The sequence below is a fragment of the Achromobacter sp. FW305-C-30-7 genome, assembly GCF_058783105.1.
Genome location: NZ_JBYSYI010000002.1, coordinates 602,079 through 627,782 on the forward strand (window position 1 = coordinate 602,079; position 25,704 = coordinate 627,782).

General features: G+C 64.5%; 21 protein-coding genes. 2 read left to right on the forward strand and 19 right to left on the reverse strand.

The features are described 5' to 3' along the window. Window positions 1-25 precede the first annotated feature (25 nt). The 3 genes from AC3WOB_RS09750 to ispD form a co-directional block, all read right to left on the reverse strand. Window positions 26-2,116, reverse strand: coding sequence for a DUF4344 domain-containing metallopeptidase (locus tag AC3WOB_RS09750; RefSeq protein ID WP_492274833.1), 2,091 nt, complete (start codon window positions 2,114-2,116; stop codon window positions 26-28). Window positions 2,117-2,260: 144 nt separating this feature from the next. Continuing rightward, on the reverse strand, window positions 2,261-2,752 hold the full coding sequence (gene ispF / locus AC3WOB_RS09755; RefSeq protein ID WP_013392158.1) for a 2-C-methyl-D-erythritol 2,4-cyclodiphosphate synthase: 492 nt from the start codon (window positions 2,750-2,752) through the stop codon (window positions 2,261-2,263). Beyond that, window positions 2,749-3,432 carry a 2-C-methyl-D-erythritol 4-phosphate cytidylyltransferase gene (gene ispD / locus AC3WOB_RS09760; protein WP_013392157.1) on the reverse strand — a complete coding sequence of 228 codons (684 nt, stop codon included), beginning with the start codon at window positions 3,430-3,432 and terminating at the stop codon, window positions 2,749-2,751. The genes ispF and ispD overlap by 4 nt, the downstream gene beginning before the upstream one ends. Window positions 3,433-3,461: 29 nt before the next feature. On the opposite strand from ispD, the gene mfd reads away from it, so the two are divergent. Both mfd and serB read left to right on the forward strand, forming a co-directional pair. Continuing rightward, complete coding sequence (mfd, locus tag AC3WOB_RS09765) at window positions 3,462-6,944, forward strand: transcription-repair coupling factor (RefSeq protein WP_492274834.1); 3,483 nt, start codon at window positions 3,462-3,464, stop codon at window positions 6,942-6,944. Window positions 6,945-6,966: 22 nt separating this feature from the next. After that, window positions 6,967-7,824 carry a phosphoserine phosphatase SerB gene (gene serB / locus AC3WOB_RS09770; RefSeq protein ID WP_492274835.1) on the forward strand — a complete coding sequence of 286 codons (858 nt, stop codon included), beginning with the start codon at window positions 6,967-6,969 and terminating at the stop codon, window positions 7,822-7,824. Window positions 7,825-7,906: 82 nt separating this feature from the next. On the opposite strand, the gene AC3WOB_RS09775 is transcribed toward serB, so the two are convergent. The 16 genes from AC3WOB_RS09775 to AC3WOB_RS09850 all read right to left on the reverse strand — a co-directional run bounded on the left by AC3WOB_RS09775 (window position 7,907) and on the right by AC3WOB_RS09850 (window position 25,549). Beyond that, a complete protein-coding gene (locus AC3WOB_RS09775; RefSeq protein ID WP_492274836.1) occupies window positions 7,907-10,183 on the reverse strand; it encodes a TonB-dependent receptor in 2,277 nt (758 codons plus the stop codon). A gap of 332 nt (window positions 10,184-10,515) precedes the next feature. Continuing rightward, window positions 10,516-10,845: a DUF2818 family protein gene (locus tag AC3WOB_RS09780; RefSeq protein ID WP_013392153.1), complete on the reverse strand. Its 330-nt coding sequence runs from the start codon at window positions 10,843-10,845 to the stop codon at window positions 10,516-10,518. A 15-nt stretch (window positions 10,846-10,860) separates the two neighbouring features. Continuing rightward, window positions 10,861-12,345 carry an NADH-quinone oxidoreductase subunit NuoN gene (gene nuoN, locus AC3WOB_RS09785; RefSeq protein ID WP_013392152.1) on the reverse strand — a complete coding sequence of 495 codons (1,485 nt, stop codon included), beginning with the start codon at window positions 12,343-12,345 and terminating at the stop codon, window positions 10,861-10,863. Between the two features lie 9 nt (window positions 12,346-12,354). Continuing rightward, window positions 12,355-13,857: an NADH-quinone oxidoreductase subunit M gene (locus AC3WOB_RS09790; protein ID WP_013392151.1), complete on the reverse strand. Its 1,503-nt coding sequence runs from the start codon at window positions 13,855-13,857 to the stop codon at window positions 12,355-12,357. Then, a complete protein-coding gene (gene nuoL, locus AC3WOB_RS09795; protein ID WP_013392150.1) occupies window positions 13,854-15,887 on the reverse strand; it encodes an NADH-quinone oxidoreductase subunit L in 2,034 nt (677 codons plus the stop codon). The genes AC3WOB_RS09790 and nuoL overlap by 4 nt, the downstream gene beginning before the upstream one ends. Before the next feature lie 18 nt (window positions 15,888-15,905). Then, on the reverse strand, window positions 15,906-16,214 hold the full coding sequence (gene nuoK / locus AC3WOB_RS09800; RefSeq protein ID WP_006217969.1) for an NADH-quinone oxidoreductase subunit NuoK: 309 nt from the start codon (window positions 16,212-16,214) through the stop codon (window positions 15,906-15,908). After that, window positions 16,211-16,861, reverse strand: a complete 651-nt coding sequence (locus tag AC3WOB_RS09805; protein WP_013392149.1) for an NADH-quinone oxidoreductase subunit J — start codon at window positions 16,859-16,861, stop codon at window positions 16,211-16,213. Before AC3WOB_RS09805 ends, nuoK begins: the two co-directional genes overlap by 4 nt. A gap of 17 nt (window positions 16,862-16,878) precedes the next feature. After that, window positions 16,879-17,367 (reverse strand): NADH-quinone oxidoreductase subunit NuoI, encoded by a 489-nt coding sequence (gene nuoI / locus AC3WOB_RS09810; protein WP_008161196.1) that lies wholly within the window; start codon window positions 17,365-17,367, stop codon window positions 16,879-16,881. Window positions 17,368-17,388: 21 nt separating this feature from the next. Next, the gene (nuoH, locus tag AC3WOB_RS09815; RefSeq protein ID WP_424243566.1) at window positions 17,389-18,462 is read right to left on the reverse strand and encodes an NADH-quinone oxidoreductase subunit NuoH; all 1,074 of its coding nucleotides are present in this window, start codon (window positions 18,460-18,462) and stop codon (window positions 17,389-17,391) included. Then, window positions 18,462-20,789: an NADH-quinone oxidoreductase subunit NuoG gene (gene nuoG, locus AC3WOB_RS09820; protein ID WP_013392147.1), complete on the reverse strand. Its 2,328-nt coding sequence runs from the start codon at window positions 20,787-20,789 to the stop codon at window positions 18,462-18,464. The genes nuoH and nuoG overlap by 1 nt, the downstream gene beginning before the upstream one ends. Before the next feature lie 15 nt (window positions 20,790-20,804). Continuing rightward, the gene (nuoF, locus tag AC3WOB_RS09825; protein WP_013392146.1) at window positions 20,805-22,172 is read right to left on the reverse strand and encodes an NADH-quinone oxidoreductase subunit NuoF; all 1,368 of its coding nucleotides are present in this window, start codon (window positions 22,170-22,172) and stop codon (window positions 20,805-20,807) included. Further along, complete coding sequence (gene nuoE, locus AC3WOB_RS09830; protein ID WP_013392145.1) at window positions 22,169-22,663, reverse strand: NADH-quinone oxidoreductase subunit NuoE; 495 nt, start codon at window positions 22,661-22,663, stop codon at window positions 22,169-22,171. Before nuoE ends, nuoF begins: the two co-directional genes overlap by 4 nt. A gap of 47 nt (window positions 22,664-22,710) precedes the next feature. After that, window positions 22,711-23,967, reverse strand: coding sequence for an NADH-quinone oxidoreductase subunit D (locus AC3WOB_RS09835; RefSeq protein WP_013392144.1), 1,257 nt, complete (start codon window positions 23,965-23,967; stop codon window positions 22,711-22,713). Window positions 23,968-23,970: 3 nt separating this feature from the next. Beyond that, window positions 23,971-24,597, reverse strand: coding sequence for an NADH-quinone oxidoreductase subunit C (locus AC3WOB_RS09840; RefSeq protein WP_492274837.1), 627 nt, complete (start codon window positions 24,595-24,597; stop codon window positions 23,971-23,973). 76 nt (window positions 24,598-24,673) lie between these two features. After that, window positions 24,674-25,150, reverse strand: a complete 477-nt coding sequence (locus AC3WOB_RS09845; RefSeq protein WP_006217960.1) for a NuoB/complex I 20 kDa subunit family protein — start codon at window positions 25,148-25,150, stop codon at window positions 24,674-24,676. Between the two features lie 39 nt (window positions 25,151-25,189). Then, on the reverse strand, window positions 25,190-25,549 hold the full coding sequence (locus AC3WOB_RS09850) for an NADH-quinone oxidoreductase subunit A (protein ID WP_006217959.1): 360 nt from the start codon (window positions 25,547-25,549) through the stop codon (window positions 25,190-25,192). Window positions 25,550-25,704 lie beyond the last annotated feature (155 nt).

Consider the following 25,704-nt stretch of genomic DNA (forward strand, 5'->3'; position numbering starts at 1 on the left):
TTTGTTATGCAGGACCGTCGATCGCTTATTTCTTCGGCATGCTCGACGTGGTGGGCAGGCCGTTCGCGGCCCAGGCCTCGACGCCGCCGCGGTACCAGTACACGGTCCAGCCCAGCGTGCCGGCGCGCAGCGCCGCGTTGTAGGCGGAACGATCGTTCATGCCCGCGCCCAGGATCACGACGGGCGCCTTGCGATCGCCGCCGTTGTTCTTCAACAGCCAAGCGTCGAAGCCTTGTTGCAGGTGATCCGTGACGCTGCCATCCGAACCCGCATCCGCCAGCGGATAGCCGATGGGCACCGTGTCGCGCAGCCCGCTGGTGTCGACGATCAGGAGATTCTTGTCTTTCTTGATCATCCCGACCAGATCGGCGGTCGTGATCACCTGGGCGCGGTAGATCTTGTTAGGCGTCGGACCCTTGTACGGCGCGGTGAACAGCATGGTCGTGGCAGGCACGCCAAAGTCTTTCAGTTCGTCGATGGCGCTGGCAGGCAGGCCCTGCCCCGGCGCTGCCGCTGGCTGCTGACGCGGCGCGGCCGAGCCTGGGGCGCCGCCGCCCTGGGCCGCGACCTCGCCGCCCACGGTGCCCATCTCGATGTCGGAAATCATCACCGCGATGTTTTCGATCAGTTCATAGCACATGGTGATCGAGCCTTCGCGCGGGCTGTACCAGGCATTGAGCTGGCCGCAGTCCTTGAACACCACGTTGATCGGGCGCGGCAGCACGTAGCGTTCGCCCAGCAGCTTGATGTTGTTCGAGATCGCTTCGGACAGATTGTTCGCAAACAAGTTGCCGATCTTGCGCTTGGACGGCTGGAACACCACCTTCACCGGCGCACCGGGCGCATTCACCGGCTGCTGGCCTTCGGGCGTCCAGGTGCCCACGCGTGTGTGAGGCGCCAGGATCTTGTTCCAGGCGCGATTCTGCTTGTTGAATTCATCCGCGCAACGCGCCCGGGTCCGGTCCTCCAGCCCGACGTGTTTGGCAATGGACTCGAACACGGCAGGGTTGCCGCCGTACATGATGCAGAGCATGTTGCGAAAGCGCTTCAGGTCGCCAGTGTGCTCGTCTTGCCAGGCCGAGGAGGCGTCGGCCCCCCTGCGTTCGGCCACCTTGCCGCTGTAGTACCACTGCAAGGCCGCGTACTTCGCCGCGTCCTGCGCCATCGTGTTCACTTCCTTGTTGTCCGACGGATACATGGTCGGCTCGACGATCTGCAGCGCCGAGTAGATGTCGACCGCGTCCTCTTCCGCCCCCGTCGAGGGCAGCTCCAGCTCGCCGATCAGCGCGTGCCCGAACTCGTGCATGAAGATGCTGCGCATGATGCCGATGTACACCGACACGATGCGCATGGTGTCGCCGCCAAAACGCGGATAGGGGCCTTCCCCCGGCAAGGCCGGGTTGTAGTCGCCGCCGCCCTGTCCAGCGGCCGGAGCCGGCGCCTGGGGTTTTTGCGCCGTGCCCCCGCCTGCGTTGCCGCCGCGCGCGGGCAAGGTGCCGGCCGCCGGCGCCGCGCCGGATTGGCCGCCTGTCATCGTGATCTTGAAGTCGGCAACGCCGAAGGTGCCTACGTCGTAGGCCATGATGCCCAGCTCGGCGCCCGTGGCGGGCTCATTGCTGACATCGCCGATCTGCTGGCCGTTCACGATGAAACGGGCCGCGCCGGGCAGTTCGACCACTCTGATGCGGTCGGTACCGTCCAGCTTCGCTATGTTGGGCAGCGACGCGATGTCGCGGCGATTCTGGCCCTGCAGACAGAACAGCAGCGTGTTCTTGTCGGCCGTGAGTTCGAGCAGGCACAGGCTCTTGTTGGCGCGGTTGCTCAGCGCCACGCCGATGGACGCTTTCGGATTCGGAGACTTGACGACCACATTGACGTCGGTCACCCGGCCCGATTCCGGCGCCGGCCCGACATTCATGTACAGGGTCTGTTCGCTGTCGGCCTTGTTCGCATTGTGCAGGGTGAACCAGCCATCCTGCACGCCAGCGGTCCAGCCCTCCAGCATCTGCTGCTTGACCGCGCCGGCCAGCGGGCCCAGCTGCTGCTCGTACTGCGCATGCGCGGGCAGGCTTACCGCGCTGAAGATGGAAGCCAGGGCGATGCCACGTAAATGCATCCGAATGTCTCAGTAGTCGAATTGAAGTAGCGCAGAATATGCCAGATCAATTCGACCCGCTTATTCATTTGTTAAAGATGTATCCAAACTAAATGAGCAGCGGAAAAGCGCCTTCGGTCGTGTTGCGCGGAGCCCTCGCGCAAACTAGGAAGCCGCACGCGCCAGCAAGGCCACTACCGTCGCCGCAATGCCTTCCTTGCGACCCAGGTAGCCCAGGCCCTCATTGGTCTTGGCCTTGATGTTGACCTCGGTTTCGGCCAGGCCGGTGTCGGCGGCGATGTTCTTCACCATGGCCGGCGCGTGCGGACCGATCTTGGGCGCCTGCGCGTGCAGCGTGGCGTCGATGTTCACCGGTTCCCAGCCCGCGGCGCGCACGCGCGCCATGGCCTCGCGCAGCAGCACGCGGCTGTCTGCGCCCTTGAAGGCCGGATCGGTATCCGGAAAGTGGCGGCCGATGTCGCCCAGGCCGGCGGCGCCCAGCAACGCATCGGTAATGGCGTGCAACAGCACGTCCGCATCCGAATGCCCAAGCAGGCCATGCGAGTGGGGAATCGTGACGCCGCCGATGATCAGCGGACGGCCCTCGACCAGCGCATGCACGTCGAAACCCTGGCCGACGCGGAAAGGAATACTCATAGCCATTTTTCCATCAGTTCGAAATCGTCCGGCCATGTCACCTTGAAATTGCGCATGGCGCCGGGTACCAGCAGTGGTGCGTAGCCGGCCGCCTCGATGGCCGAGGCCTCGTCGGTGACCGCCGCGCCGCTCACGGAAGCTGCCGTCAGCGCATCGCGCAGCACGCCGGCTCGGAACATCTGCGGGGTCTGCGCCAGCCACAGGCCATTGCGGTCCAACGTGCGCTCTACGCGCTCATGGCCGCCCTTGACGGTGTCCGCCACGGGCAGCGCCAACAGGCCGCCCACGGGATCAGCCAGGCAGGCGTCGATCAGCCGGCCCAGGGCAGCCATCGGCAAGCCGGGGCGCGCGGCGTCGTGCACCAGCACCCAGGCGTCGTCGGCCACGCCGCTGTCGGCCAGCGCGCCGGCCACGGTATCCGCGCGGGTCGCCCCACCGCAGGCTCGCCACACGGTGCGCGGCAGGCCGGCCAGGGCCGCATCCACCCAGCCGTCGCCGGGCGTCACGGCCACGCGCACCTGCGAGATGCGCTCGTCGGCCAGCAGCGCACATACCGCGTGGCGCAGCATGGGCTGTCCGGCCAGCGGACGGTATTGCTTGGGCACGGTTTCATGCCCGGGCCGGCTGGCGCGGGCCCCTACGCCCGCAGCGGGCACGATTGCAATGAGAGAGGCAGACATGGTGCGGTGATTTTATAATCTTCCGCTTGATGCCTGCTTCCAGCCTGATGCCCGCCCCCTCTACCTCCGCCCCAGCCGCGCCTCCCGTCCCCGCGACGGCCCCTACCCTGTCCGCGCTGAAGGCCGGCGCGCGCTATGCCCAGCCGCGCCCGCCGGGCTCCGGCGACGCCTGGCTGCTGGCGGACCTGGCGCGGCAAGCATCGGCGCCGCTGGTGATCCTGACGGCCGAGCCCGTCGAGGCCCAGCGCCTGGCCGAGGAAATCCAGCTGTTCGCCCCGGACCTGCGGGTGCGCCAGCTGCCCGACTGGGAAACGCTGCCCTACGACGCCTTCTCGCCGCACCAGGACCTGATTTCGGAGCGCCTGCACACGCTGCACTCACTGATGACGAAGTCGGTGGACGTGCTGACGGTGCCGGTCACCACCGCGCTGTACCGGCTGGCGCCGCCCTCGTTCCTGGCGGCCTACACCTTTTCCTTCAAGCAGAAGGACAAGCTCAACGAAGCCGCGCTGCGCGCCCAGTTGACGCTGGCCAACTACAACCATGTCACCCAGGTGACCGCGCCGGGCGAGTTCTGCCTGCGCGGCGGACTGATCGACCTGTTCCCCATGGGTTCGGTAGTGCCCTACCGCCTGGACCTGTTCGACGACGAAATCGAGACCATCCGCAGCTTCGATGTGGACACGCAGCGCAGCTTGTATCCGGTGCGCGAAGTGCAGCTCCTGCCCGGCCGCGAGTTCCCCATGGACGAGGACGCGCGCAACCGTTTCCGGGCGCGCTTCCGCGAGGTCTTCGAGGGCGATCCGTCGCGCGCCCTGCCCTACAAGGACATCGGCAACGGCATCCCGTTCGCCGGCGTCGAGTACTACCTGCCGCTCTTCTTCGAAGAAACGGCGACCCTGTTCGACTACCTGACACAAGGCACGGTCACCGTCACCGTGGGCGACATCGACGACACCATCCAGCGCTTCAACCAGGACACTTCGAGCCGCTACGGCTTCCTGAAAAGCGACCGCGAACGGCCGGTGCTGCCGCCGCCCGAGCTGTTCCTGGACAACGAGACGCTCTACGCCCGGCTGAAGGACTTCCGCCGGCTGTCGCTCACTGCCGGCCAGCCGCACCCCGACTTCCGCGCCGCGCCCGACGTGAGCGTGGCGCGCCGCTCCGAGGATCCCATCGCCAAGCTGCGCGCGCTGGTGCAAGGCGGCCAGACGCGCGTGCTGCTGTGCGCCGACTCCGCCGGCCGGCGCGAGACCCTGGTGCAGATGCTGAACGAGTTCGGCGTCACCCCGGACGCGCAGCCCGACAGCATCGAAGCCTTCCTGGCCTCGGACGCCCATTTCGGCATCGTCGCCGCGCCGCTGTCCACCGGCTTCGGACTGCCCCAGGCCAATCTGGCCTTCCTCACCGAAAACGACCTGTACCCCGGCCTGGCCACCACCGGCCGCCGCGGCAAGCGCGACCAGGAACGCGCCAGCAACGTCGAAGCCATGGTGCGCGACCTGTCCGAGCTGCGCGCGGGCGACCCCGTGGTTCATGCGCAGCACGGCATCGGCCGCTACCACGGCCTGGTCAACATGGACATGGGCGAAGGCGGGATGGAATTCCTCCATCTCGAATACGCCAACGGCAGCACCCTGTACGTGCCGGTGTCGCAGCTGCACGTGATCGCCCGCTACAGCGGCGCCGATCCGGAGGCCGCGCCCCTGCACCAGCTGGGCTCCGGCCAATGGGACAAGGCGCGCCGCAAGGCCGCCCGCCAGGTCCGCGACACCGCGGCCGAACTGCTGGCCCTGTATGCCCAGCGCGCCGCGCGCGAGGGCTACGCCTTCAATCTGCCGCTCAACGACTACCAGGCTTTCGCCGAAGGCTTCGGCTTTGAAGAAACGGTCGACCAGGCCGCCGCCATCGAAGCCGTCATCGCCGACATGACCTCCGGCCGCCCCATGGACCGCCTGGTCTGCGGCGACGTGGGCTTCGGCAAGACCGAGGTCGCCCTGCGCGCCGCCTTCCTGGCCGTGGCCAACGGCAAGCAGGTCGCCCTGCTCTGCCCCACCACGCTGCTGGCCGAGCAGCACGCCCAGACCTTCTCCGACCGCTTCGCCGACTGGCCCGTGAAGGTGGTGGAGCTGTCGCGCTTCCGCTCGGCCAAGGAAGTGTCCGCCGCCGTCGAAGGCATCAACGACGGCCGCGTGGACATCGTCATCGGCACCCACAAGATCCTGTCCAAGGACGTGAAGTTCAAGCGCCTGGGCCTGGTCATCATCGACGAGGAACACCGCTTCGGCGTGCGCCAGAAGGAAGCGCTGAAGGCGCTGCGGGCCGAGGTCGACGTGCTGACCCTGACCGCCACGCCCATCCCGCGCACGCTGGGCATGTCGCTGGAAGGCATACGCGACTTCTCCGTCATCGCCACCGCGCCGCAGAAGCGCCTGGCCATCAAGACTTTCGTGCGGCGCGAAGACGGCAGCACCCTGCGCGAAGCGCTCTTGCGCGAACTCAAGCGCGGCGGCCAGTGCTACTTCCTGCACAACGAAGTCGAGACCATCCACAACCGCCGCGCCCGACTGGAAGAACTGGTGCCCGAGGCCCGCATCGCGGTGGCGCACGGCCAGATGCCCGAGCGCGAGCTGGAACAGGTGATGAAGGGCTTCTATCAGCAGCGCTACAACGTGCTGTTGTGCACCACCATCATCGAAACCGGCATCGACGTGCCCAGCGCCAACACCATCGTGATCCACCGGGCGGACCGCTTCGGGCTGGCCCAGCTGCACCAGTTGCGCGGCCGGGTCGGGCGCTCCCATCACCAGGCCTATGCCTACTTGCTGACGCCGGGCGAAGACGCCATCACCAACAACGCCAAGAAGCGCCTGGAAGCCATCCAGGCCATGGAAGAGCTGGGCTCAGGCTTCTATCTGGCCATGCACGACCTGGAGATCCGGGGCACGGGCGAGGTGCTGGGCGATTCGCAGTCGGGCAACATCCAGGAAGTGGGTTTCTCGATGTACAACGAGATGCTCAACGAAGCCGTCCGCGCACTGCGCGCCGGCGAAGAACCCGACCTGGATGCCCCCTTCAACCTGGCCTGCGAAGTCAACCTGCACGCCCCGGCGCTGCTGCCGTCCGACTATTGCGCCGATGTCCATGCCCGCCTGGGCATTTACAAGCGCCTGGCGCACGCCGCGGACGAAGACGACCTGATCCACATCCAGGAAGAACTGATCGACCGCTTCGGCAAGCTGCCCGAGGCCGCGCAGACGCTGCTGGCCACGCACCGCCTGCGCCTGGCCGCCCAGCCCCTGGGCATCGTCAAGATCGACGCCAGCGAAACCCAGGCGCTGCTGCAATTCGGCCCCAAGACCTCGGTCGATCCGGCCAAGATCATCGAACTGGTGCAGCGCCAACGCCACATCAAACTGGCGGGACAGGATAAATTGCGGGTTGAGATCAAGGCCGCGCAGATCCCGGCCCGCGCCGACGCCGTCCGCGCCGTGCTGCGCGCCCTGAAGTAACCGTCCAACCACACTGATTTTTATGACTACCCATCACCTTGTCGTCCAATCCCCCGGCCTGACCGTGGAACACGCGGAACAGCTGGCGGCCCTGGCCCAGGCGCAAGGCGTGGCGCGCATCAGCGCCACCGCCGCCCGCCTGCTCGACGTGCAGCACGACGAGACCACCCGCGCCGAAGTCGTCGCTTGGGCCGAGCGCCATGGCGTCGACTCCGCCTTCCTGCCCGCGGGCCTGAAGCTGTCGGCCTGCAAGGTGCTGGCCATGGACATGGACTCCACGCTGATCAACATCGAATGCATCGACGAGATCGCCGGCGTAGCGGGCCTGAAGGACAAGGTCTCCGAAATCACCGAGGCCGCCATGCGCGGCGAAATCAAGGACTTCTCGGAAAGCCTGCGCCGCCGCGTCGCCCTGCTCGAAGGCGTGCCAGCCGACGCCCTGGAACAGGTCTACACGGATAAGCTGCGCCTGAATCCCGGCGCCGAGCGCCTGATCACCACGGCCCAGGTCGCCGGCATCAAGGTCCTGCTGGTCTCCGGCGGCTTCACCTTCTTCACCGAACGCCTGCGCCAACGCCTGAATCTGGACAGCGCGCACGCCAACACCCTGGAAATCGCCAACGGCGTGTTGACCGGCAAGGTGTTGGGGGACATCCTGGACGCCGACGCCAAGGAAGCCCATCTGCGCGAGTTCGCCCGCCAGCACGGCGCCTCCCAGGATCAGATCATCGCCATGGGCGACGGCGCCAACGACCTGAAGATGCTGGGCATCGCCGGCTTCCCGGTCGCCTACCACGCCAAGCCGCTGGTCCGTCAGCAGACGCGCTACGCGCTCAATGTGTCGGGACTGGATGGGGTGCTGAACTGGTTCGAAAGCTGATCAGACCACACCGGGCGCCAGCCCCCGGACCCAGACATGAAAAAAGCCACCTCGCGGTGGCTTTCTTCATTGCAGCAAGGTATCAGTACCGCACGCGCAGCGAGAGCAGCGCAGCCCGGCCCGTGCCCAGCGCCGCGTAGTGCGCGGCATAGGCCTTGGTGTAGTACGTTTCGTCGAAAATGTTCAGCACGTTCAACTGCGCCGACATGTGGTCGTTGAATTCGTACGCCGCCATGGCGTCGAAGCGCCAGTAGGAAGGCACCCAGCGCGCCTTGGGGGTGCCGTCCGCGTTCTTGGTCGCGTCCGAGTTGCCGTACACCTTGTCCACGTAGTACGCGCCGCCACCGACCGTCAGCTTGGGCAGCACCTTGTAGGTGGTCCACAGGCTGAAGGCATTGCGCGGGGTGTTCGGCAGGTCCTGGCCCACGGCGCCGCTGTTGTAGGCGCCCTTGGTCATCTCGCTGTTCATGAAGGTGTAGCCGCCGAACACGTTCCACTTGGGCGTGATGCTGCCCGAGAAGCCCAGTTCGATGCCGCGCACCTTGGCTTCGCCGACCTGCGCGGTCTCGGTGGCCGAAACGGCGACGCTGGTGTTCTTGCGGATGTCCTGGAAGGCCGCCGCCGACAGCGTCAGGCGGTCATCGAACACCTGCCACTTCGTGCCCAGTTCCACCGTGCGGCTCTTTTCCGGCTCGAGCGACTGGCTCGTGACCGACACGGCGTCGCTGATCGCGCTGGAGGCGATGGCCGACGGCGTGGAAGAGGTGCCGTAGGTGGCGTAGATCGTGCCATTGGGCGCCGGCTTGTAGGCCAGGCCGACCTGGTAGTTGAAGAGATTGTCCTCTCGGCTGGTGCTGTAGAACGCCGGGGTGCTGGCCGGGTCGTTGCGGCCCTTGGCGATGTTGCTGCCGCTGGTGCGGTAGTTGTCCCAACGCAGGCCCAGGCTGGCCTGCCATTGCTCGTTGAACTTGATCGTGTCGAAGCCGTAGAGCGCGACCGTATCCGTGTTGTAGCGAGCCGGATTGTTGTTGCGTTGCAGATGGCCAGGGTAGTAGGTACCCGGATCCGGATCCCACAACGAGGCGCAGAGCGCCGGGTTGGCGTAGGTATTCTTGCCGTTCGCCGTGCCGGTCACGCAACCGCTGGTCCCAGCAGGAACGCCCGACTCGGTATAGCCGTCCTTGTCTTGCTTGATATTGCTGTACTCGAAGCCCAGGTCGAACGAGTGCTTCAGGCTGCCGGTATCGAACTCGCCCGTGAGGTTGGTCTGGTTGGCAAAGCTCTTGGTGACGTAGTAGCCCGACTTGAGCGCCCGGTACACCAGGCCGTTCGGGATGTTGCCCTTGCTGTCGTCAGGGTTGGTGGCGGCGAAGTCGGTCGTGCCGCGGCCATAGCGGGTGACGTTGCGCAGCTGCAGCTTGTCCGAGAAGTCGTGCTGGAAATCCACGGTCGCCACGTCGTCGCGCGTCTTCATGAAGTCGCGGCCGGTCAGCCCGTAGAAGCTCTTGCGGCTTACACCCATGGTCTCCGTCACCGGCTGGCCCGTCTTCGGGTCATACGGGATGGAGTAATCCGGCATGCTGTCGTCTTGGTAGTGGTAGTAGCTCAGCGTGATGCGCGTCGGCGTACCCACGCCCAGCGTCAGCGACGGCGCCACGCCCCAACGCTCGAAGTCCACCGCGTCGTCGCGGCCGGGAGCGTCGCCCTTGTTGCCCATGACGTTCAGGCGGAAAGCGGCCTTGTCGGCCAGGCGCCAGTTGCTGTCGATCGTCGCGCGGTAGTTGTTGTCCGTGCCGATCTGCGCCGTGGCTTCAGTGAAGTCGGTGGCCTTGGGCGTCTTGCTGACCATGTTGATGCTGCCGCCGGCGCCGCCGCGGCCCGAATAGACTGAGTCCGGACCCTTGATGACTTCGACCTGTTCCAGGTTGAAGGTATCGCGCACCTGCGTGCTGGAGTCGCGGATGCCGTCCAGGAAAATGCTGCCGGCGGAGTTCTGGCCGCGGATGATGGGCAGGTCGCCGCCCGGCCGGCCGCCTTCGCCCGCGCCGAACGTGATGCCGGGGGAGTTGCGCAGCACATCCTGCAGCGTGGACGCAGCCTGGTCCTGGATCACTTGCTTGGGCACGACTTGGACGGTGCGCGGAGTGTCCAGCAAAGGCGCCGTGAACTTGGGCGACTGTGCCGTGGAGGTCTGGTACGACGACCCCTCACCCTCCACCCGCACGGGCGCAAGTTGCGTCACGCCCGAATCCGCGGATTGGGCGGCGGCGTAAGGGCTGATAAACAGCGCGGGGACCGCAATAGCGGCGGCCAGGGAGGTCGTGAGCGTATTCAGCGAATACGTATCTTGGGGCTTCAAACCAGCTTCTCCGAATGTAAATAGCAACGATTCTTGTTTTTCTACCGGTTGCGATTGTGAACTCGGGCGCTGAACGGAACCTGAAAAATGACTTTTCACTCACATGAAATGAAAAAAAACAACACTAAATACAGATAGGTTTCGACCAGCACGTCAACAGCGCGACGAACTCCAGCCCCGCCTACCACGAGCGATACCGCTAAGCCTGGGAATGCCACTGGCGATGGCGGGGAGACCGTCAGAGGAGCTGGACGGCGTGGGCTAGGACATTCCCCTATATCGCAAAAAAAAACGCCCTATGGGGCGTTTTTTCGGAATGAGTCAGGCAGCCTTCAGGCGCGCAGCCGGGGATGCCGCTTGAACAGATAACGGTACACGAACCCCGGATAAGCCAGCACCAGATACAGGCTCAAGGTGATCGCGTAGAACTCCCAAGTCTGGGAAAAGCGGTTGCCCAGGGTCGATTCGAACGCGAAACCCAAGGCGCCGACGATGGCGTAGAACACCAGCACTTCGATCAGGCGCATCCAGAACGGCTTGACCGCCGCCACCCCGCCCTGCTTCCAGGGCATGACGGCAAAGACCCGCTCCGTCAGGAACGGGAGATTCGCGCTGACCAGGGCCAGCGCGATCAACAGCCATACCGCCAGAGTCTGGTTCATGGCCCCGTTTTCCGTTTACAGGCTGAGCGAGCTGCGGATGGCCTGCACGCACAGGGCCATCAGGCCGCCCGGCAGGATGCCCAGGATCAGGATCAGCGCGCCGTTGACCGACAGCACGCCGCGCTGGCCGCAGGTGGCGACCATCGGGGCGGCATCGGCGGCCGGCTCGTCGAAGTACACGACCTTGACCACGCGCAGGTAGTAGAACGCGCCGATCAGCGAGAACAGCACCGCGATCACGGCCAGCGTCACGTGGCCGGCGCTGATCAGCGCCTGCAACACGGCCAGCTTGGCGTAGAAGCCCACCAGCGGCGGAATGCCGGCCAGCGAGAACATCAGCAGCAGGACGATGGCGGCGTGCCACGGGCTGCGGCGGTTCAGGCCCTTCAGGTCGTCGATGTGCTCGCACTCGAAGCCCTGGCGCGACAGCAGCAGCACGATGCCGAAGCTGGCCAGCGTGGTCAGCACGTAGGTCAGCATGTAGAACAGCGAGGCGCCGTAGGCGGCGGACGACAGTTCCGGCTTGCCCGCGACCGAACCCGACATCAGGCCCAGCAGCACGAAGCCCATGTGCGAGATGGTCGAGTAGGCCAGCATGCGCTTGAAGTTGGTCTGCGCGATGGCGGTCAGGTTACCGATGGCCAGCGACAGCACCGCCAGGATCATCAGCATCGGCTGCCAGTCGGCGGCCAGGCCGTGCAGGCCGTCGACCAGCAGGCGCAGCGTGATGGCGAAGGCGGCCAGCTTGGGCGCGGCGCCCAGGATCAGCGTCACGGCGGTGGGCGAACCCTGGTAGACGTCCGGCACCCACATGTGGAACGGCACGGCGCCAAGCTTGAACGCCAGGCCCGACACCAGGAACACGATGCCGAACACCAGGGCCAGCTTCTCGGCCTTGCCCGCAGCGATGACCTTGGACACTTCGGCCAGATCCAGGTGGCCCGTGGCGCCGTAGATCATCGACATGCCGTACAGCAGGAAGCCCGAAGCCAGCGCGCCCAGCACGAAGTACTTCATGGCGGCTTCGGTGGCGACGACATCGTCGCGGCGCAGCGCGATCAGCGCGTAGAGCGCCAGCGACATCAGTTCCAGACCCAGGTAGATGGAGATCAGGTTCCCGGAGGAGATCATGACCATCTGGCCCAGCAGCGCGAACAGCGTCAGGACGTAGAGTTCGCCGCCCCGCATCATGTCACGTACTTGCGCGTAGACACGGCCGTACACAAGCGTCGCGGCGACAGCGATATAGGACGCGATCTTGAGCAGATGCGACAGTTCGTCGGTGACGTACAGGCCGTTGAAGGTCGAACCAACAACGCCGTTCTTCCATTGCAGGGCCGACACGACGGTCAGCACGCCCAATGCAAGCATGGTCAGCAAGAACGTCGGCTTGCGCTCGGGGTGATTGCTGACCGCGTCGACGAGCAGGATAGCCAGGCCGAAAACCAGCAGGAGGATTTCCGGTGTCGCCAGGGCGAAATCGATTTGGGATTGCATCATTGTCTTGTCTTACAGTTTCGAGACGGCAACGTGTTGCAGCAGGGCCTCCACCGAAACGTGCATCACGTCGGTAAAGGGCTTGGGATAGATCCCCATGTACAACACGGCGATCGCCATCACGCCAAGAATCACAAACTCGCGGCGGTTGATATCGGTCAGCTCGCGCACGTGGTCGTTGGCGACGTCGCCCAGGACCACGCGCTTGACCATCCACAGCGAATACGAAGCGCCCAGGATCAGGGCGGTAGCCGCCAGCAGGCCGATCCAGAAGTTGTGCTCGACCGCGCCCATGATCACCATGAACTCGCCGACGAAACCGCTGGTGGCCGGCAGGCCGCTGTTGGCCATCGAGAACAGGATGAAGAAGGTGGCGAAACGCGGCATGACGTTGACCACGCCGCCGTAATCGGCGATGCGGCGCGAGTGCATGCGGTCATAGAGCACGCCAATACACATGAACATGGCGCCCGACACGAAGCCGTGCGAAATCATCTGCACGATGGCGCCTTCGACGCCGGCCGTGTTGAAGATGAAGAAGCCCAGCGTCACGAAGCCCATGTGGGCCACCGACGAATAGGCCACCAGCTTCTTCATGTCGTCCTGGACGATAGCGACCAGGCCGATGTAGATCACGGCAATCAGCGACAGCGTGATCATCATGCCGGCCAGGCTGTGCGAGGCGTCAGGAGCGATCGGCAGCGAGAAGCGCAGGAAGCCGTACGCGCCCAGCTTCAGCATGATCGCGGCCAGCACGATGGAGCCGCCCGTGGGGGCTTCGACGTGGGCGTCGGGCAACCACGTGTGGACCGGCCACATCGGCACCTTGACGGCGAAGGCCGCCAGCAAGGCCACGAAGATCAGGATCTGCGGGGTGTAGCCCAGCTTGGTCTGCTGCCAGGTCAGGATGTCGAACGAACCGCCCGACACGTTCCACAGGTACACGAAGGCGACCAGCGTCAGCAGCGAGCCCATCAGCGTGTACAGGAAGAACTTGAACGCTGCGTAAACGCGGTTCGGGCCGCCCCAGACGCCGATGATGATGTACATCGGGATCAGCGTGGCTTCGAAGAACACGTAGAACAGCATGCCGTCCAGCGCGCAGAACACGCCCACCATCAGACCCGACAGGATCAGGAAGGCGGCCATGTACTGGGCGACGCGGCTGGTGATGACTTCCCAGCCGGCCAGCACCACGATGATGGTGATGAAGGCCGTCAGCAGCACGAACCACATCGAGATGCCGTCGATACCCAGGTGGTAGTTGACGTTGAAAGCCTCGATCCAGGAGGTCTTCTCCACGAACTGCATCTTGGCCGTGGTGGAGTCGAAACCGGTGTAGAGCGGGATAGTGACGAGGAAACCGGCGATTGCGCCGACGAGCGACAGGCCGCGCGTCAGGCCGGGACGGTCGTCACGGCCCACCGCCAGCACCAGCAGGCCGAATACGATCGGGACAAAGATCGCAAGCGTGAGCCAGGGGAAAGTGTTGGATGCCATCTCGCTTGCCATCATTGGGGAATCAGCACAAAGAAAGTCACCAGCGCCATGATGCCGATGATCATCGCGAACGCGTAGTGATAGATGAAGCCGGACTGCAGGTGACGGCTGACCGCTGCCACCCAGCCCACCACACGGGCGCTGCCGTTGATCAACAGGCCATCGATGATGCCGCGGTCGCCGGTCTGCCACAGGCCACGGCCCAGGCAGCGCAGGCCGCGGGCGATGATCTGCTCGTTGACCCAATCCACGTAGTACTTGTTCTCAAGCACCTTGTTGATGCCGGACAGGCTGGACTTGATCTTGGCCGGAACCTTGGGATTGATCAGGTAGCAGTACCAGGCGGTGACGGCGCCCGCCACGACCAGCCAGAACGGAACCGTCTGGAAGGCGTGCAGGCCGAAGGCCACCCAACCGTGCCACTCTTCGTGCAGCTCGTGCATCGCCGGATGCTGCGGCAGGACCTTGATGACGCCGTCGAAGAACTTGCCGAACAGCATCGGGTCGACCACCAGGGCGCCGATGATGACCGACGGGATCGCCAGCAGCACCAGCGGCAGCGTGACCACCCAGGGCGACTCGTGAGGCGTGCCATGATGGCCATGGCCGTCCGGCTCGTGGTCGACGTCGGCTGCGTGATGATCATCGTGGCCGTGGCCATGACCGGTGGTATCGAAGCGTTCCTTGCCGTGGAAGACCAGGAAGTACACGCGGAACGAGTACAGCGAGGTCACGAACACGCCGATCAGCGTCGAGTAGTACGCGAAGTTCGCGCCCCAGACGTTCGCGGCGCCGGCGGCCTCGATGATGTGTTCCTTCGAGTAGAAGCCCGAGAAGAACGGCGTGCCGACCAGGGCCAGCGTGCCCAGCAGGAAGGTGATCCAGGTGATGGGCATGTACTTGCGCAGGCCGCCCATGTTGCGGATGTCCTGGTCATGGTGCATGCCGATGATGACGGAGCCCGCGCCCAGGAACAGCAGCGCCTTGAAGAACGCGTGCGTCATCAGGTGGAAGATCGCGACCGAATAGGCCGACGCGCCCAGCGCGACCGTCATGTAGCCCAGCTGCGACAGCGTGGAGTACGCGACCACGCGCTTGATGTCGTTCTGGATGATGCCCAGGATGCCCAGGAACAGCGCGCCGATGGCGCCGATCACGATGATGAAGGACAGCGCCACGTCGGACAGTTCGAACAGCGGCGAGAAGCGGGCAACCATGAAGATGCCGGCCGTCACCATGGTGGCGGCGTGGATCAGCGCGGAGATCGGGGTCGGGCCTTCCATCGAGTCGGGCAACCAGGCGTGCAGCGGAACCTGGGCCGATTTGCCCATGGCGCCGATGAACAGGCAGATGCAGGCGACCGTCAGCAGCATCCAGTCGGAACCGGGCAGCGTCAGGGTGGCCAGCTTGTCGGCCTGGGCGAAGACTTCGCCGTAGTGCATGGTGCCAGCGTAGGCGAACAGCAGGCCGATGCCCAGCACGAAGCCGAAGTCGCCGACGCGGTTGATCAGGAACGCCTTCATGTTGGCGAAGATCGCCGTGGGACGGGTGTACCAGAAGCCGATCAGCAGGTACGACACCAGGCCCACCGCTTCCCAGCCGAAGAACAGCTGCACCATGTTGTTCGACATCACCAGCATCAGCATGGAGAACGTGAACAGCGAGATGTAGGAGAAGAAGCGCTGGTAGCCGGGATCATCCGCCATGTAGCCGATGGTGTAGATGTGCACCATCAGCGACACCGAAGTCACCACGACCATCATCATGGCCGACAGCGGATCGATCAGGAAGCCGATTTCCAGCTTGGTCTGGCCGATCAGGCTCCAGGTGTAGACCGCGCCGTCAAAGCGCAGGCCGTTGAGCACGTCGTTCAGCACCACCACCGAACCGATGGTGGAGATGAGCACGCCCAGGATGGTGATCATGTGCGACGCACGGCGGCCGATGGGACGGCCCAGGAACCCGGTGCCGAAGAGGCCCGCGAGAATTGCCCCGGCCAGCGGAGCCAGCGCGATGAGCAAGTAGAGATTGGGTGAGCTAGACATTTTCTTCCAATACCCCGTTCAGCCCTTCAGGCGATCGAGTTCGTCAACGTTGATCGTGTTCAGGTTGCGGAACAGCAGCACCAGGATGGCCAGGCCGATCGCCGCTTCAGCGGCGGCCACGGTCAGGATGAAGAACACGAACACCTGGCCGGCGGTGTCGCCGAACCAGCTGGAGAACGCCACGAAGTTCATGTTGACGGCCAGGAGCACCAGCTCGATGGACATCAGGAGAATGATCAGGTTGCGGCGGTTCAGGAAGATGCCGAAGATCCCGATGGCGAACAGGATCGCCCCGAGGATCAGGTAGTGGGCCAGCGTCAGCGTCATTTTTGTTCTCCTTGGGGCGCGGCGGCGGTCGGGGTGCCGTTGTGCGCCTGGGCGCGCTCGCTCTGGGCGGGCATGCTCACCAGACGGAAACGGTCCTTCGCACGCACGCGGACGGCGGCCACCGGGTCGTTGTACTTCACGTCGCGGCGGCGGCGCAGGGTCAGCGCGATGGCGGCGACCATGCCCACCAGCAGCAGCGCGGCGCCCACTTCAATGGCGTAGACGTACTGCGTGTACATGGCTTCGCCCAGCGCGCGGGCGTTGTTGTAGTCGCCGGCAACCGGGGCTTGCGGGCCCGCGCCGTACCAGGTCGAACCCAGCACGAAGGCCATTTCCAGCACCATCACCAGGCCGATGATCAGGCCCAGCGGCAGGTAGGTCTTCATGCCTTGGCGCAGGGCATCCATGCGGATGTCCAGCATCATCACGACGAAGAGGAAGAGCACCATCACGGCGCCCACGTACACCAGCACCAGCAGCAGCGCGAGGAACTCGGCGCCCAGCAGCATCCACAGCATGGCCGCGTTGGAGAACGCCAGGATCAGGTGCAGGACGGCGGTGACCGGGCTGCGCGCGGTGATCACGCGGAACGCCGCGATCACCAGCACGGCGGCCAGTATGTAGAACAGGACAGTAGTAAAAGTCATGGATCAGGTCCTGGGCTTCAACGGTAGGGAGCGTCTTCGGCCCGGCGGCGGGCGATATCGGCTTCATAGCGGTCGCCCACGGCGAGCAGCATGTCTTTGGTGAAATACAGGTCGCCGCGCTTTTCGCCGTGGTATTCGTGGATATGCGTTTCCACGATGGAGTCCACGGGGCAGCTTTCCTCACAGAAGCCGCAGAAAATGCACTTGGTCAGGTCGATGTCGTAGCGCGTGGTGCGGCGGGTGCCGTCATCGCGCTGGTCCGACTCGATCGTGATCGCCAGCGCGGGGCACACGGCTTCACACAGCTTGCACGCGATGCAGCGCTCTTCCCCGTTGGGGTAGCGGCGCAGCGCGTGCAGGCCGCGGAAACGCGGCGACGCAGGCGTCTTTTCCTGGGGGTAGCGCAAGGTGACCTTGCGCTTGAAGAAATACTTGCCCGTCAGGCGCATGCCCTTGAGCAACTCGGTCAGCATCAGGCTGCCGAAGAAATCCTTGATCGCTTCCATATCCTGCCTCTGCCTGGCGGCTTAGCGCCAAATGTTCCAGGGCGTCTGCATCCAGATCGCCACCACGACCAGCCAAACGCCGGTCAGCGGGATGAAGATTTTCCAACCCAAGCGCATGATCTGGTCATAGCGGTAGCGCGGGAACGACGCACGGAACCACACGAACAACGAGACCACGAAAAACGTCTTGAGACCCAGCCAGAGCCAACCCGGAATCCAGGTCAGCGGCGCGATGTCGATCGGCGAAGCCCAGCCGCCCAGGAACATGATCGAGGCCATGCAGGACAGCAGGATCATGTTGGCGTATTCGCCCAGGAAGAACAGCGCGAACGCCATGCCCGAGTATTCGACCATGTGGCCGGCCACGATTTCAGATTCACCTTCGACCACGTCGAACGGGTGGCGGTTGGTTTCCGCCACGGCCGAGATCACGTAGATCACGAACAGCGGCAACAGCGGCAGCCAGTTCCACGACATGAACGTCAGGCCCTTGTCGGCAAACCAGCCGCGGTTCTGCACATGCACGATCTCGGACATGTTCAGGCTGCCCGACACCAGCAGCACCGTCACCAGCACGAAGCCGATGGCCAGTTCATACGACAGCATCTGCGCGGAAGCGCGCAGCGCGCCCAGGAAGGCGTACTTGGAGTTGGACGCCCAACCCGCCACGATCACGCCGTACACGCCGATGGACGTGATGGCCATGATGTACAGCAGACCGGCGTTGACGTTGGCCAGGACCACGTCGGGGCCGAACGGCACCACCGCCCAGGCGGCCAGGGCGGGCATCAGCGTGACCACGGGGGCCACGATGAACAGCACCTTGTTGGCCTGCGACGGAACCACCACTTCCTTGGTCAGCAGCTTGAACACGTCGGCGAACGGCTGCAGCAGCCCCTTGAAGCCGACGCGGTTCGGACCCATGCGCACGTGCATGGCGCCGATCATCTTGCGTTCCCAGTAGGTCAGGTAAGCCACGCACAGAATGATGGGCACGGCGATGACCACAATCTTGATGAGGGTCCAGAGGACCAGCCAGACCGTCGGGCCCAGCAATGCCGTACCCTGGCTCTCAAGAACATTAAGCCATTCCATCAGGCACGCTCCACGCTGATTTGACCGAATGCGCCACCCAGGGCTGCGGTGTTTTCAAAGGCTGCGGAGATGCGCACGGCACGGTCGGCCACGGCATCGTCCTGCACGGTTTCGAGTTCGACGGCGCCCTGCGCGCCCGACACGCGCACCTTGACCCCGGCCGTCAGGCCCAGGCTGGTGAGCGTGCGGCCGTTCATGGCGGCAGCCGGCTTCTTCGAGGCCGGGGCCGCTTGCAGCGGCTCCGAACGGCGGACCATGGCGTCGGTGCGGTAGATCGGCACGTCGGCGACGCGCTCCAGGCCGGTGCCGGCCTGGCCCAGGCCCAGCGGGGCCTTGATCTCGTTGGACAGGCGGCCTTCGATGCCGCCCGCCAGCGCGGCGTCGCGCACGGACTCGGAGGTCTCGTCGTCGAAGCCGGCCAAGTGCAGGACGTTGCCCAGCACGCGCAGGACCTTCCAGCCCGGACGGGTCTGGCCGAACGGCGTGACCGTACCCTTGAAGCTCTGGGCCAGGCCTTGCGCGTTGACGTAGGTGCCCGAGGTTTCAGTGAACGGCGACACCGGCAGCATGACGTCGGCCCATTCAGCGGCTGCCGAACGGTAAGGCGTCAAGGCCACCGCGAACTGCGCGCCGCGCAGCGCGGCGATGGCTTGCTGGCCGTTGTCGGCGTCCAGCAGCGGTTCGGCGTGCAGGACCACGTAGGCCTTCAGCGGCTCGGCCAGCATGGCGGCAGCATTCTTGCCGCCCTTGCCCGGAATGGCGCCAGCCAGGTAACCGCCGACGGTATTGCCGCCGGAGGTCAGGAAGCCGAACTTGCCGCCGGCCAGTTGCGCCACGGCGCGGCCGTTGGCGGCCAGGGTCGAAGCCTGGGCGCTGGCGACGGCCAGGTTGCCCATCAGCACGGCGGTGTTGGCGCCGGAAGCCAGGCTGGCGGCGATGAGCTTGGCGTTTTCGCCAGGCGTGACCGAGGCGAACTCGGCCGGCACGGCCTGTTCCTTGGCCTGGGCCAAGGCGACTGCCACTTCGGCCAGCGCGCGCGCCAGCTCGGACGGCGCCACGGTAATGCGGGCAGCGATGGGCATCAGGGGATCGTCAGCGGCGCTGTCGACCATCAGGATCTGGGTGCCGCGCTTGGCGGCCTGACGCAGACGCTGCGCCATCAGCGGATGATCCTTGCGCAGGAACGAACCGACCACCAGAACGCGGTCCAGGTTGTCGAGTTCGGCGATCGGCATGCCCAGCCAAGGCGCGCCGGTCAGGGCGGCGTCAAAGGCCGCATCCGTCTGGCGCAGGCGGAAGTCGATGTTCTCGGAACCCAGCGAACGGACCAGGCGGCCCAGCAGCGCGTATTCCTCGGTGGTGGCGTATTCGGACGCCAGGGCGCCGATCTGGCCGGCGCCGAAGCTGTCGCGCACGCGGGACAGACCCTGGGCCACGGCGGCAAGCGCGTCGCTCCAGGAAGCTTCCTGCCACTTGCCGTCGGTGCCCTTGATCATCGGGGCCGACAGGCGGTCTTCGCTGTTCAGACCTTCGTACGAGAAACGGTCGCGGTCGCTGATCCAGCATTCGTTGACGGCTTCGTCTTCGAAGGGAACCACGCGCATGACGCGGTCGCCCTTGACCTGGACCACCAGGTTGGCGCCCAGGCTGTCGTGCGGGCTGACCGAACGGCGGCGAGCCAGTTCCCAGGTGCGCGCGCTGTAACGGAAGGGCTTGGAGGTCAGCGCGCCCACCGGACAGATGTCGATCATGTTGCCCGACAGTTCGGACTCGATCGAGCGGCCGACGAAGGTCGTGATCTCGGAGTGTTCGCCACGGCCCAGCATGCCCAGTTCCATGACGCCGGCGATTTCCTGGCCGAAGCGCACACAGCGGGTGCAGTGGATGCAGCGGCTCATTTCCTCGGCGGAAACCAGCGGACCCAGGTCCTTGTGGAAGACCACGCGCTTTTCTTCCTGGTAACGCGAGGAAGAGCCGCCGTAGCCCACGGCCAGGTCCTGCAGCTGGCATTCGCCGCCCTGATCGCAGATCGGGCAGTCGAGCGGGTGATTGATGAGCAAGAATTCCATCACCGACTTCTGAGCGGCGCGAGCCTTCTCGGAGCAGGTGTGGACGACCATGCCGTTGGTCACGGGCGTGGCGCAGGCGGGCAGCGCCTTGGGCGCTTTTTCCACTTCAACCAGGCACATGCGGCAGTTGGCCGCGATGGACAGTTTCTTGTGGTAGCAGAAATGCGGCACGTAAAGCCCGACTTTCTGGGCGGCATGCATGACCATGCTGCCTTCGGGCACTTCGACCTTGTTGCCGTCGACGGTTAGTTCAACCATTGCTGTTCCTGAGACCTACAGATATTGCGGGACCACACAAGACTTATGCTCGATGTGGTGCGCGAATTCGTCGCGAAAATGCTTGAGAAAGCCACGGACGGGCATGGCGGCGGCGTCACCCAGGGCGCAGATGGTGCGGCCCATGATGTTGCCCGCCACGTTGTCCAGCAAGTCCAGATCTTCCGGACGGCCGTGACCGTTTTCGATGCGATGCACCATGCGGTAGAGCCAGCCGGTGCCTTCGCGGCACGGCGTGCACTGGCCGCAGCTTTCCTCGAAATAGAAGTACGACAGGCGCAACAGCGACTTCACCATGCAGCGCGTTTCGTCCATGACGATCACGGCGCCCGAGCCCAGCATCGAGCCGGCCTTGGCGATGGAGTCATAGTCCATCGTGCATTCCATGATGACGTCGGCCGGCAGCACCGGGGCGCTAGATCCGCCAGGGATCACGGCCTTCAGTTTCTTGCCGCCGCGCATGCCGCCCGCCAGCTCCAGCAGGGTCGAGAACGGGGTGCCCAGCGGGATCTCGTAATTGCCGGGACGCTCGACGTCGCCGGTGATCGAGAATAGCTTGGTGCCGCCGTTGTTCGGCTTGCCGACTTCGAGGTAGGCTTGGCCGCTGTTGCGGATGATCCAGGGCACCGCCGCGAAGGTTTCGGTGTTGTTGATGGTGGTGGGCTTGCCGTACAGGCCGAAGCTGGCCGGGAACGGCGGCTTGAAGCGCGGTTGGCCCTTCTTGCCTTCCAGCGATTCCAGCAGCGCGGTTTCCTCGCCGCAGATGTAGGCGCCATAGCCATGGAACGCGTGCAGCTGGAAGCTGTAATCCGAACCCAGGATCTTGTCGCCCAGGAAGCCGGCGGCGCGCGCCTCTTCCAGCGCTTCCTCGAAGCGCTCGTAGACTTCGAAGATTTCGCCGTGGATATAGTTGTAGCCAACGCTGATGCCCATGGCGTAGGCCGCGATCGCCATGCCTTCAATCACGATGTGCGGATTGAAGCGCAGGATGTCGCGGTCCTTGAACGTGCCGGGCTCGCCTTCGTCGGAGTTGCAGACCAGGTACTTCTGGCCGGGGAAGGCGCGCGGCATGAAGCTCCACTTCAGGCCGGTCGGGAAGCCCGCGCCGCCGCGGCCGCGCAGACCCGAGGCCTTGACCTCGGCGATCACGTCTTCCGGCTTCATGCCGGTGGTCAGGATCTTCTTCAGGGCTTCATAGCCGCCGCGCTTGACGTAGTCGGCCAGGCGCCAGTTGGCGCCGTCGACGTCCGCCATGATCTGCGGCTGGATGTGCCGGCCGTGCAGGCACATCGAATTGGAAACGTCGTTCAGCGGATTGGGGTCCAGCCCCTGCGCGAACTGCTTGTACAGGTCGGGCGCGTTCATGCCGACTCTCCTTGCACCTTGAGGGCCGCGACCAGCGCGTCCAGCTTCTCTTCGGTCATGCGCACGCACATATGCTTGTTGTTCACGATCAGCACGGGCGAGTCGCCGCAGGCGCCCATGCACTCGCCTTCCACCAGCGTGAACTGGCCGTCGGGAGTGGTGCCGCGGTAATCGACGCCCAGCTTGCGCTTGAGGTAGTCGCCGGCGCGTTCGCCGTCGCGCAAGGCACAGGGCAAGTTGGTGCAGACAGCGATCTTGTTCTTGCCGACGGGCTTGACGTCGAACATGTTGTAGAAGGTGGCGACTTCCTGGACCGCGATGGGCGGAACGCCAATGTAGTTGGCCACATCTTCAATGATTTCGGTAGCCAACCAGCCCTTCTCTTCTTGCGCGATGGCAAGCGAGGCCATGATGGCGGACTGCCGCTGGTCGGCCGGGAACTTCGCGAGTTCTCGGTCGATTTTCTGGTAGGCCTGTTCGGAAAGCAGCATAGTTTGAATCCGGGTTATGCGGGCGTGCTCGTGACTGTCTGGGCGGATCAGCGATCGATTTCGCCGAAAACGATGTCCTGCGTGCCAATGATGGTGACGGCGTCGGCGATCATGTGACCGCGCGACATTTCATCCAGCGCTTGCAGGTGGACAAAGCCGGGGGCCCGAATCTTCAGGCGGTAAGGCTTGTTGGCGCCGTCCGACACCGCGTAGATGCCGAATTCGCCCTTGGGGTGTTCCACCGAGGCGTACGCTTCACCGGGAGGCACGTGGAAACCTTCAGTGAAGAGCTTGAAGTGATGGATCAGCTCTTCCATGTTGGTCTTCATGGCGGTGCGCTTGGGCGGGGCGATCTTGTGGTTCTCGATCATGACCGGGCCCGGGTTGTTGCGCAGCCACTCCACGCACTGGCGGATGATGCGGTTGCTTTCACGCATTTCGGCGATACGGACCAGATAGCGGTCATAGCAGTCGCCGTTGACACCCACGGGGATGTCGAAATCGAGCAGATCGTAGACTTCGTAGGGCTGCATCTTGCGCAGGTCCCAGGCCACGCCCGAACCGCGCAGCATCGGGCCGGTGAAGCCCAGCGCCTTGGCGCGTTCCGGGTCGACCACGCCGATGCCGACCAGACGCTGCTTCCAGATGCGGTTGTCGGTCAGCAGCGTTTCGTACTCGTCGACGCAACCCGGGAAGCGGTTGGTGAAGTCTTCGATGAAATCCAGCAGCGAACCCGAACGCGCGTCGTTCATGACGCGCATTTCCTTGTCGCCGCGGTACTTGCTGGTGTCGCCGTATTGCGGCATCGAATCCGGCAGGTCGCGGTAGACGCCGCCCGGACGGTAGTAGGCCGCGTGCATGCGCGCGCCCGAGACTGCTTCGTAGCAGTCCATCAGGTCTTCGCGTTCACGGAAGGCATACAGGAACACCGCCATGGCGCCCACGTCCAGCGCGTGCGAACCCAGCGACATCAGGTGGTTCAGCAGACGGGTGATCTCGTCGAACATCACGCGGATGTACTGCGCGCGCAGCGGGGCTTCCACGCCCAGCAGCTTTTCGATGGCCATGACGTAGGCGTGCTCGTTGCACATCATGGACACGTAGTCCAGGCGGTCCATGTAGGGCAGCGCCTGGATGTAGGTCTTGTGTTCGGCCAGTTTTTCGGTGGCGCGGTGCAGCAGGCCGATGTGCGGGTCGGCGCGCTGGATCACTTCGCCGTCGAGCTCGAGCACCAGGCGCAGCACACCGTGCGCGGCCGGGTGCTGGGGGCCGAAGTTGAGCGTGTAGTTCTTGATTTCTGCCATGATTTAACGCCCCAAGCCGTAGGAGTCTTCGCGGACCACGCGCGGCGTGATCTCGCGCGGATCGATCGTGACCGGCTGGTAAATGACGCGCCGTTGTTCCGGGTCGTAACGCATTTCGACGGTGCCGGACAGCGGGAAGTCCTTGCGGAAGGGATGGCCGATGAAGCCGTAATCAGTGAGGATGCGGCGCAGGTCCGGATGGCCTTCGAAGACGATGCCGTACAGGTCGAAGGCTTCGCGCTCGAACCAGCCCACGGTCGGCCAGCATTCCATCAGCGACGCGACCATCGGGAACTCGTCATCCTCGGCCCAGGTGCGCACGCGCAGGCGCCAGTTGTGCTCGATCGAGACCAGGTGCACCACCACGGCGAAGCGCGCGCGGTGGATCTTGGCGGCGGTTTCCTCGGGCATCTGGCGCGTGCCGTTGCCCCAGGTCAGGTAGTCGACGCCGCACAGGTCGATACAGGTTTCGAAGCGCAGGCCGGCTTCGGTGCGCAGCTTGTTGCAGATGGAGAACCACTGCTGCGCGGGCACTTCGAGCGTCAGCTCGCCCAACGCCTCGGTCAGGGCGATATCCGCGCCGAGGGTGGTCTGCAAATTGTTTTTCAGGGTTTCGAGCCTGGTCATCATCTTGTACGCTTAGGTGAACCGATACGCTGGTTTCGAGGGGCCGGCTGCAGCGGACTGCTGCCTGGCGCGGCGAAGCTCAGCGCGCAATCGTGTTGGTCAGACGGATCTTGTTCTGCATTTGCAGCAAGCCGTAGACCAGCGCCTCGGCCGTGGGCGGGCAGCCCGGCACGTAGACGTCTACCGGTACGATGCGATCGCAGCCGCGGACCACCGAATACGAGTAGTGGTAGTAACCGCCGCCGTTGGCACAGGAGCCCATGGAAACCACCCAACGCGGCTCGGGCATCTGGTCATAGACCTTGCGCAGCGCCGGTGCCATCTTGTTGCACAGCGTGCCGGCCACGATCATCAGATCGGACTGGCGCGGGCTGGGCCGGAAGATGATGCCGAATTGGTCCAGGTCGTAGCGGGCCGCGCCCGCGTGCATCATTTCAACCGCGCAACAGGCCAGACCGAAGGTCATGGGCCACATGGAGCCGGTCTTCGCCCAATTAAGGAACTTGTCCGCGCTGGTTGTGATGAACCCTTGCTTGAGAATGCCGTCTATAGCCATATTCGTCTCTGATAGCGTGCTGTGGAACAACCCGGCGGGTTATTCCCAGTCCAGCGCGCCCTTTTTCCATTCGTAGATGAAGCCGACCGTCAGCACGGCCAGGAATACCATGACCGTCCAGAAACCGACGAGGCCGACCGTGCCTTGGGCAATGGCCCACGGGAACAGGAACGCGATTTCCAGGTCAAAAAGAATGAACAGGATCGCCACGAGGTAGTAGCGCACGTCAAACTTCATGCGGGCGTCTTCGAAGGCCTCAAAACCGCATTCGTACGGCGAGAGCTTCTCGGCGTAGGGACGCCGCGGACCAAGGAGGGAGCCGGCCGTTAGAAGCGCGAACCCGATAAGGGTGGCCACTACGATAAACAGCAGGACGGGAAAATACTGTTGCAGGTTCATTCAGGCGTCCGTCAAATGCGCAAACCTTAGGATTGTAGCATTCGCGCGGTTACTTCTGGCTGAACTCTGTAGCTCGAACAGCAGGTGAAAGACAGCATTCCTCAAATGGAACAATGGCTGTTTTCAGCACCGGTGCGCAAGCATACAGCAGCCTG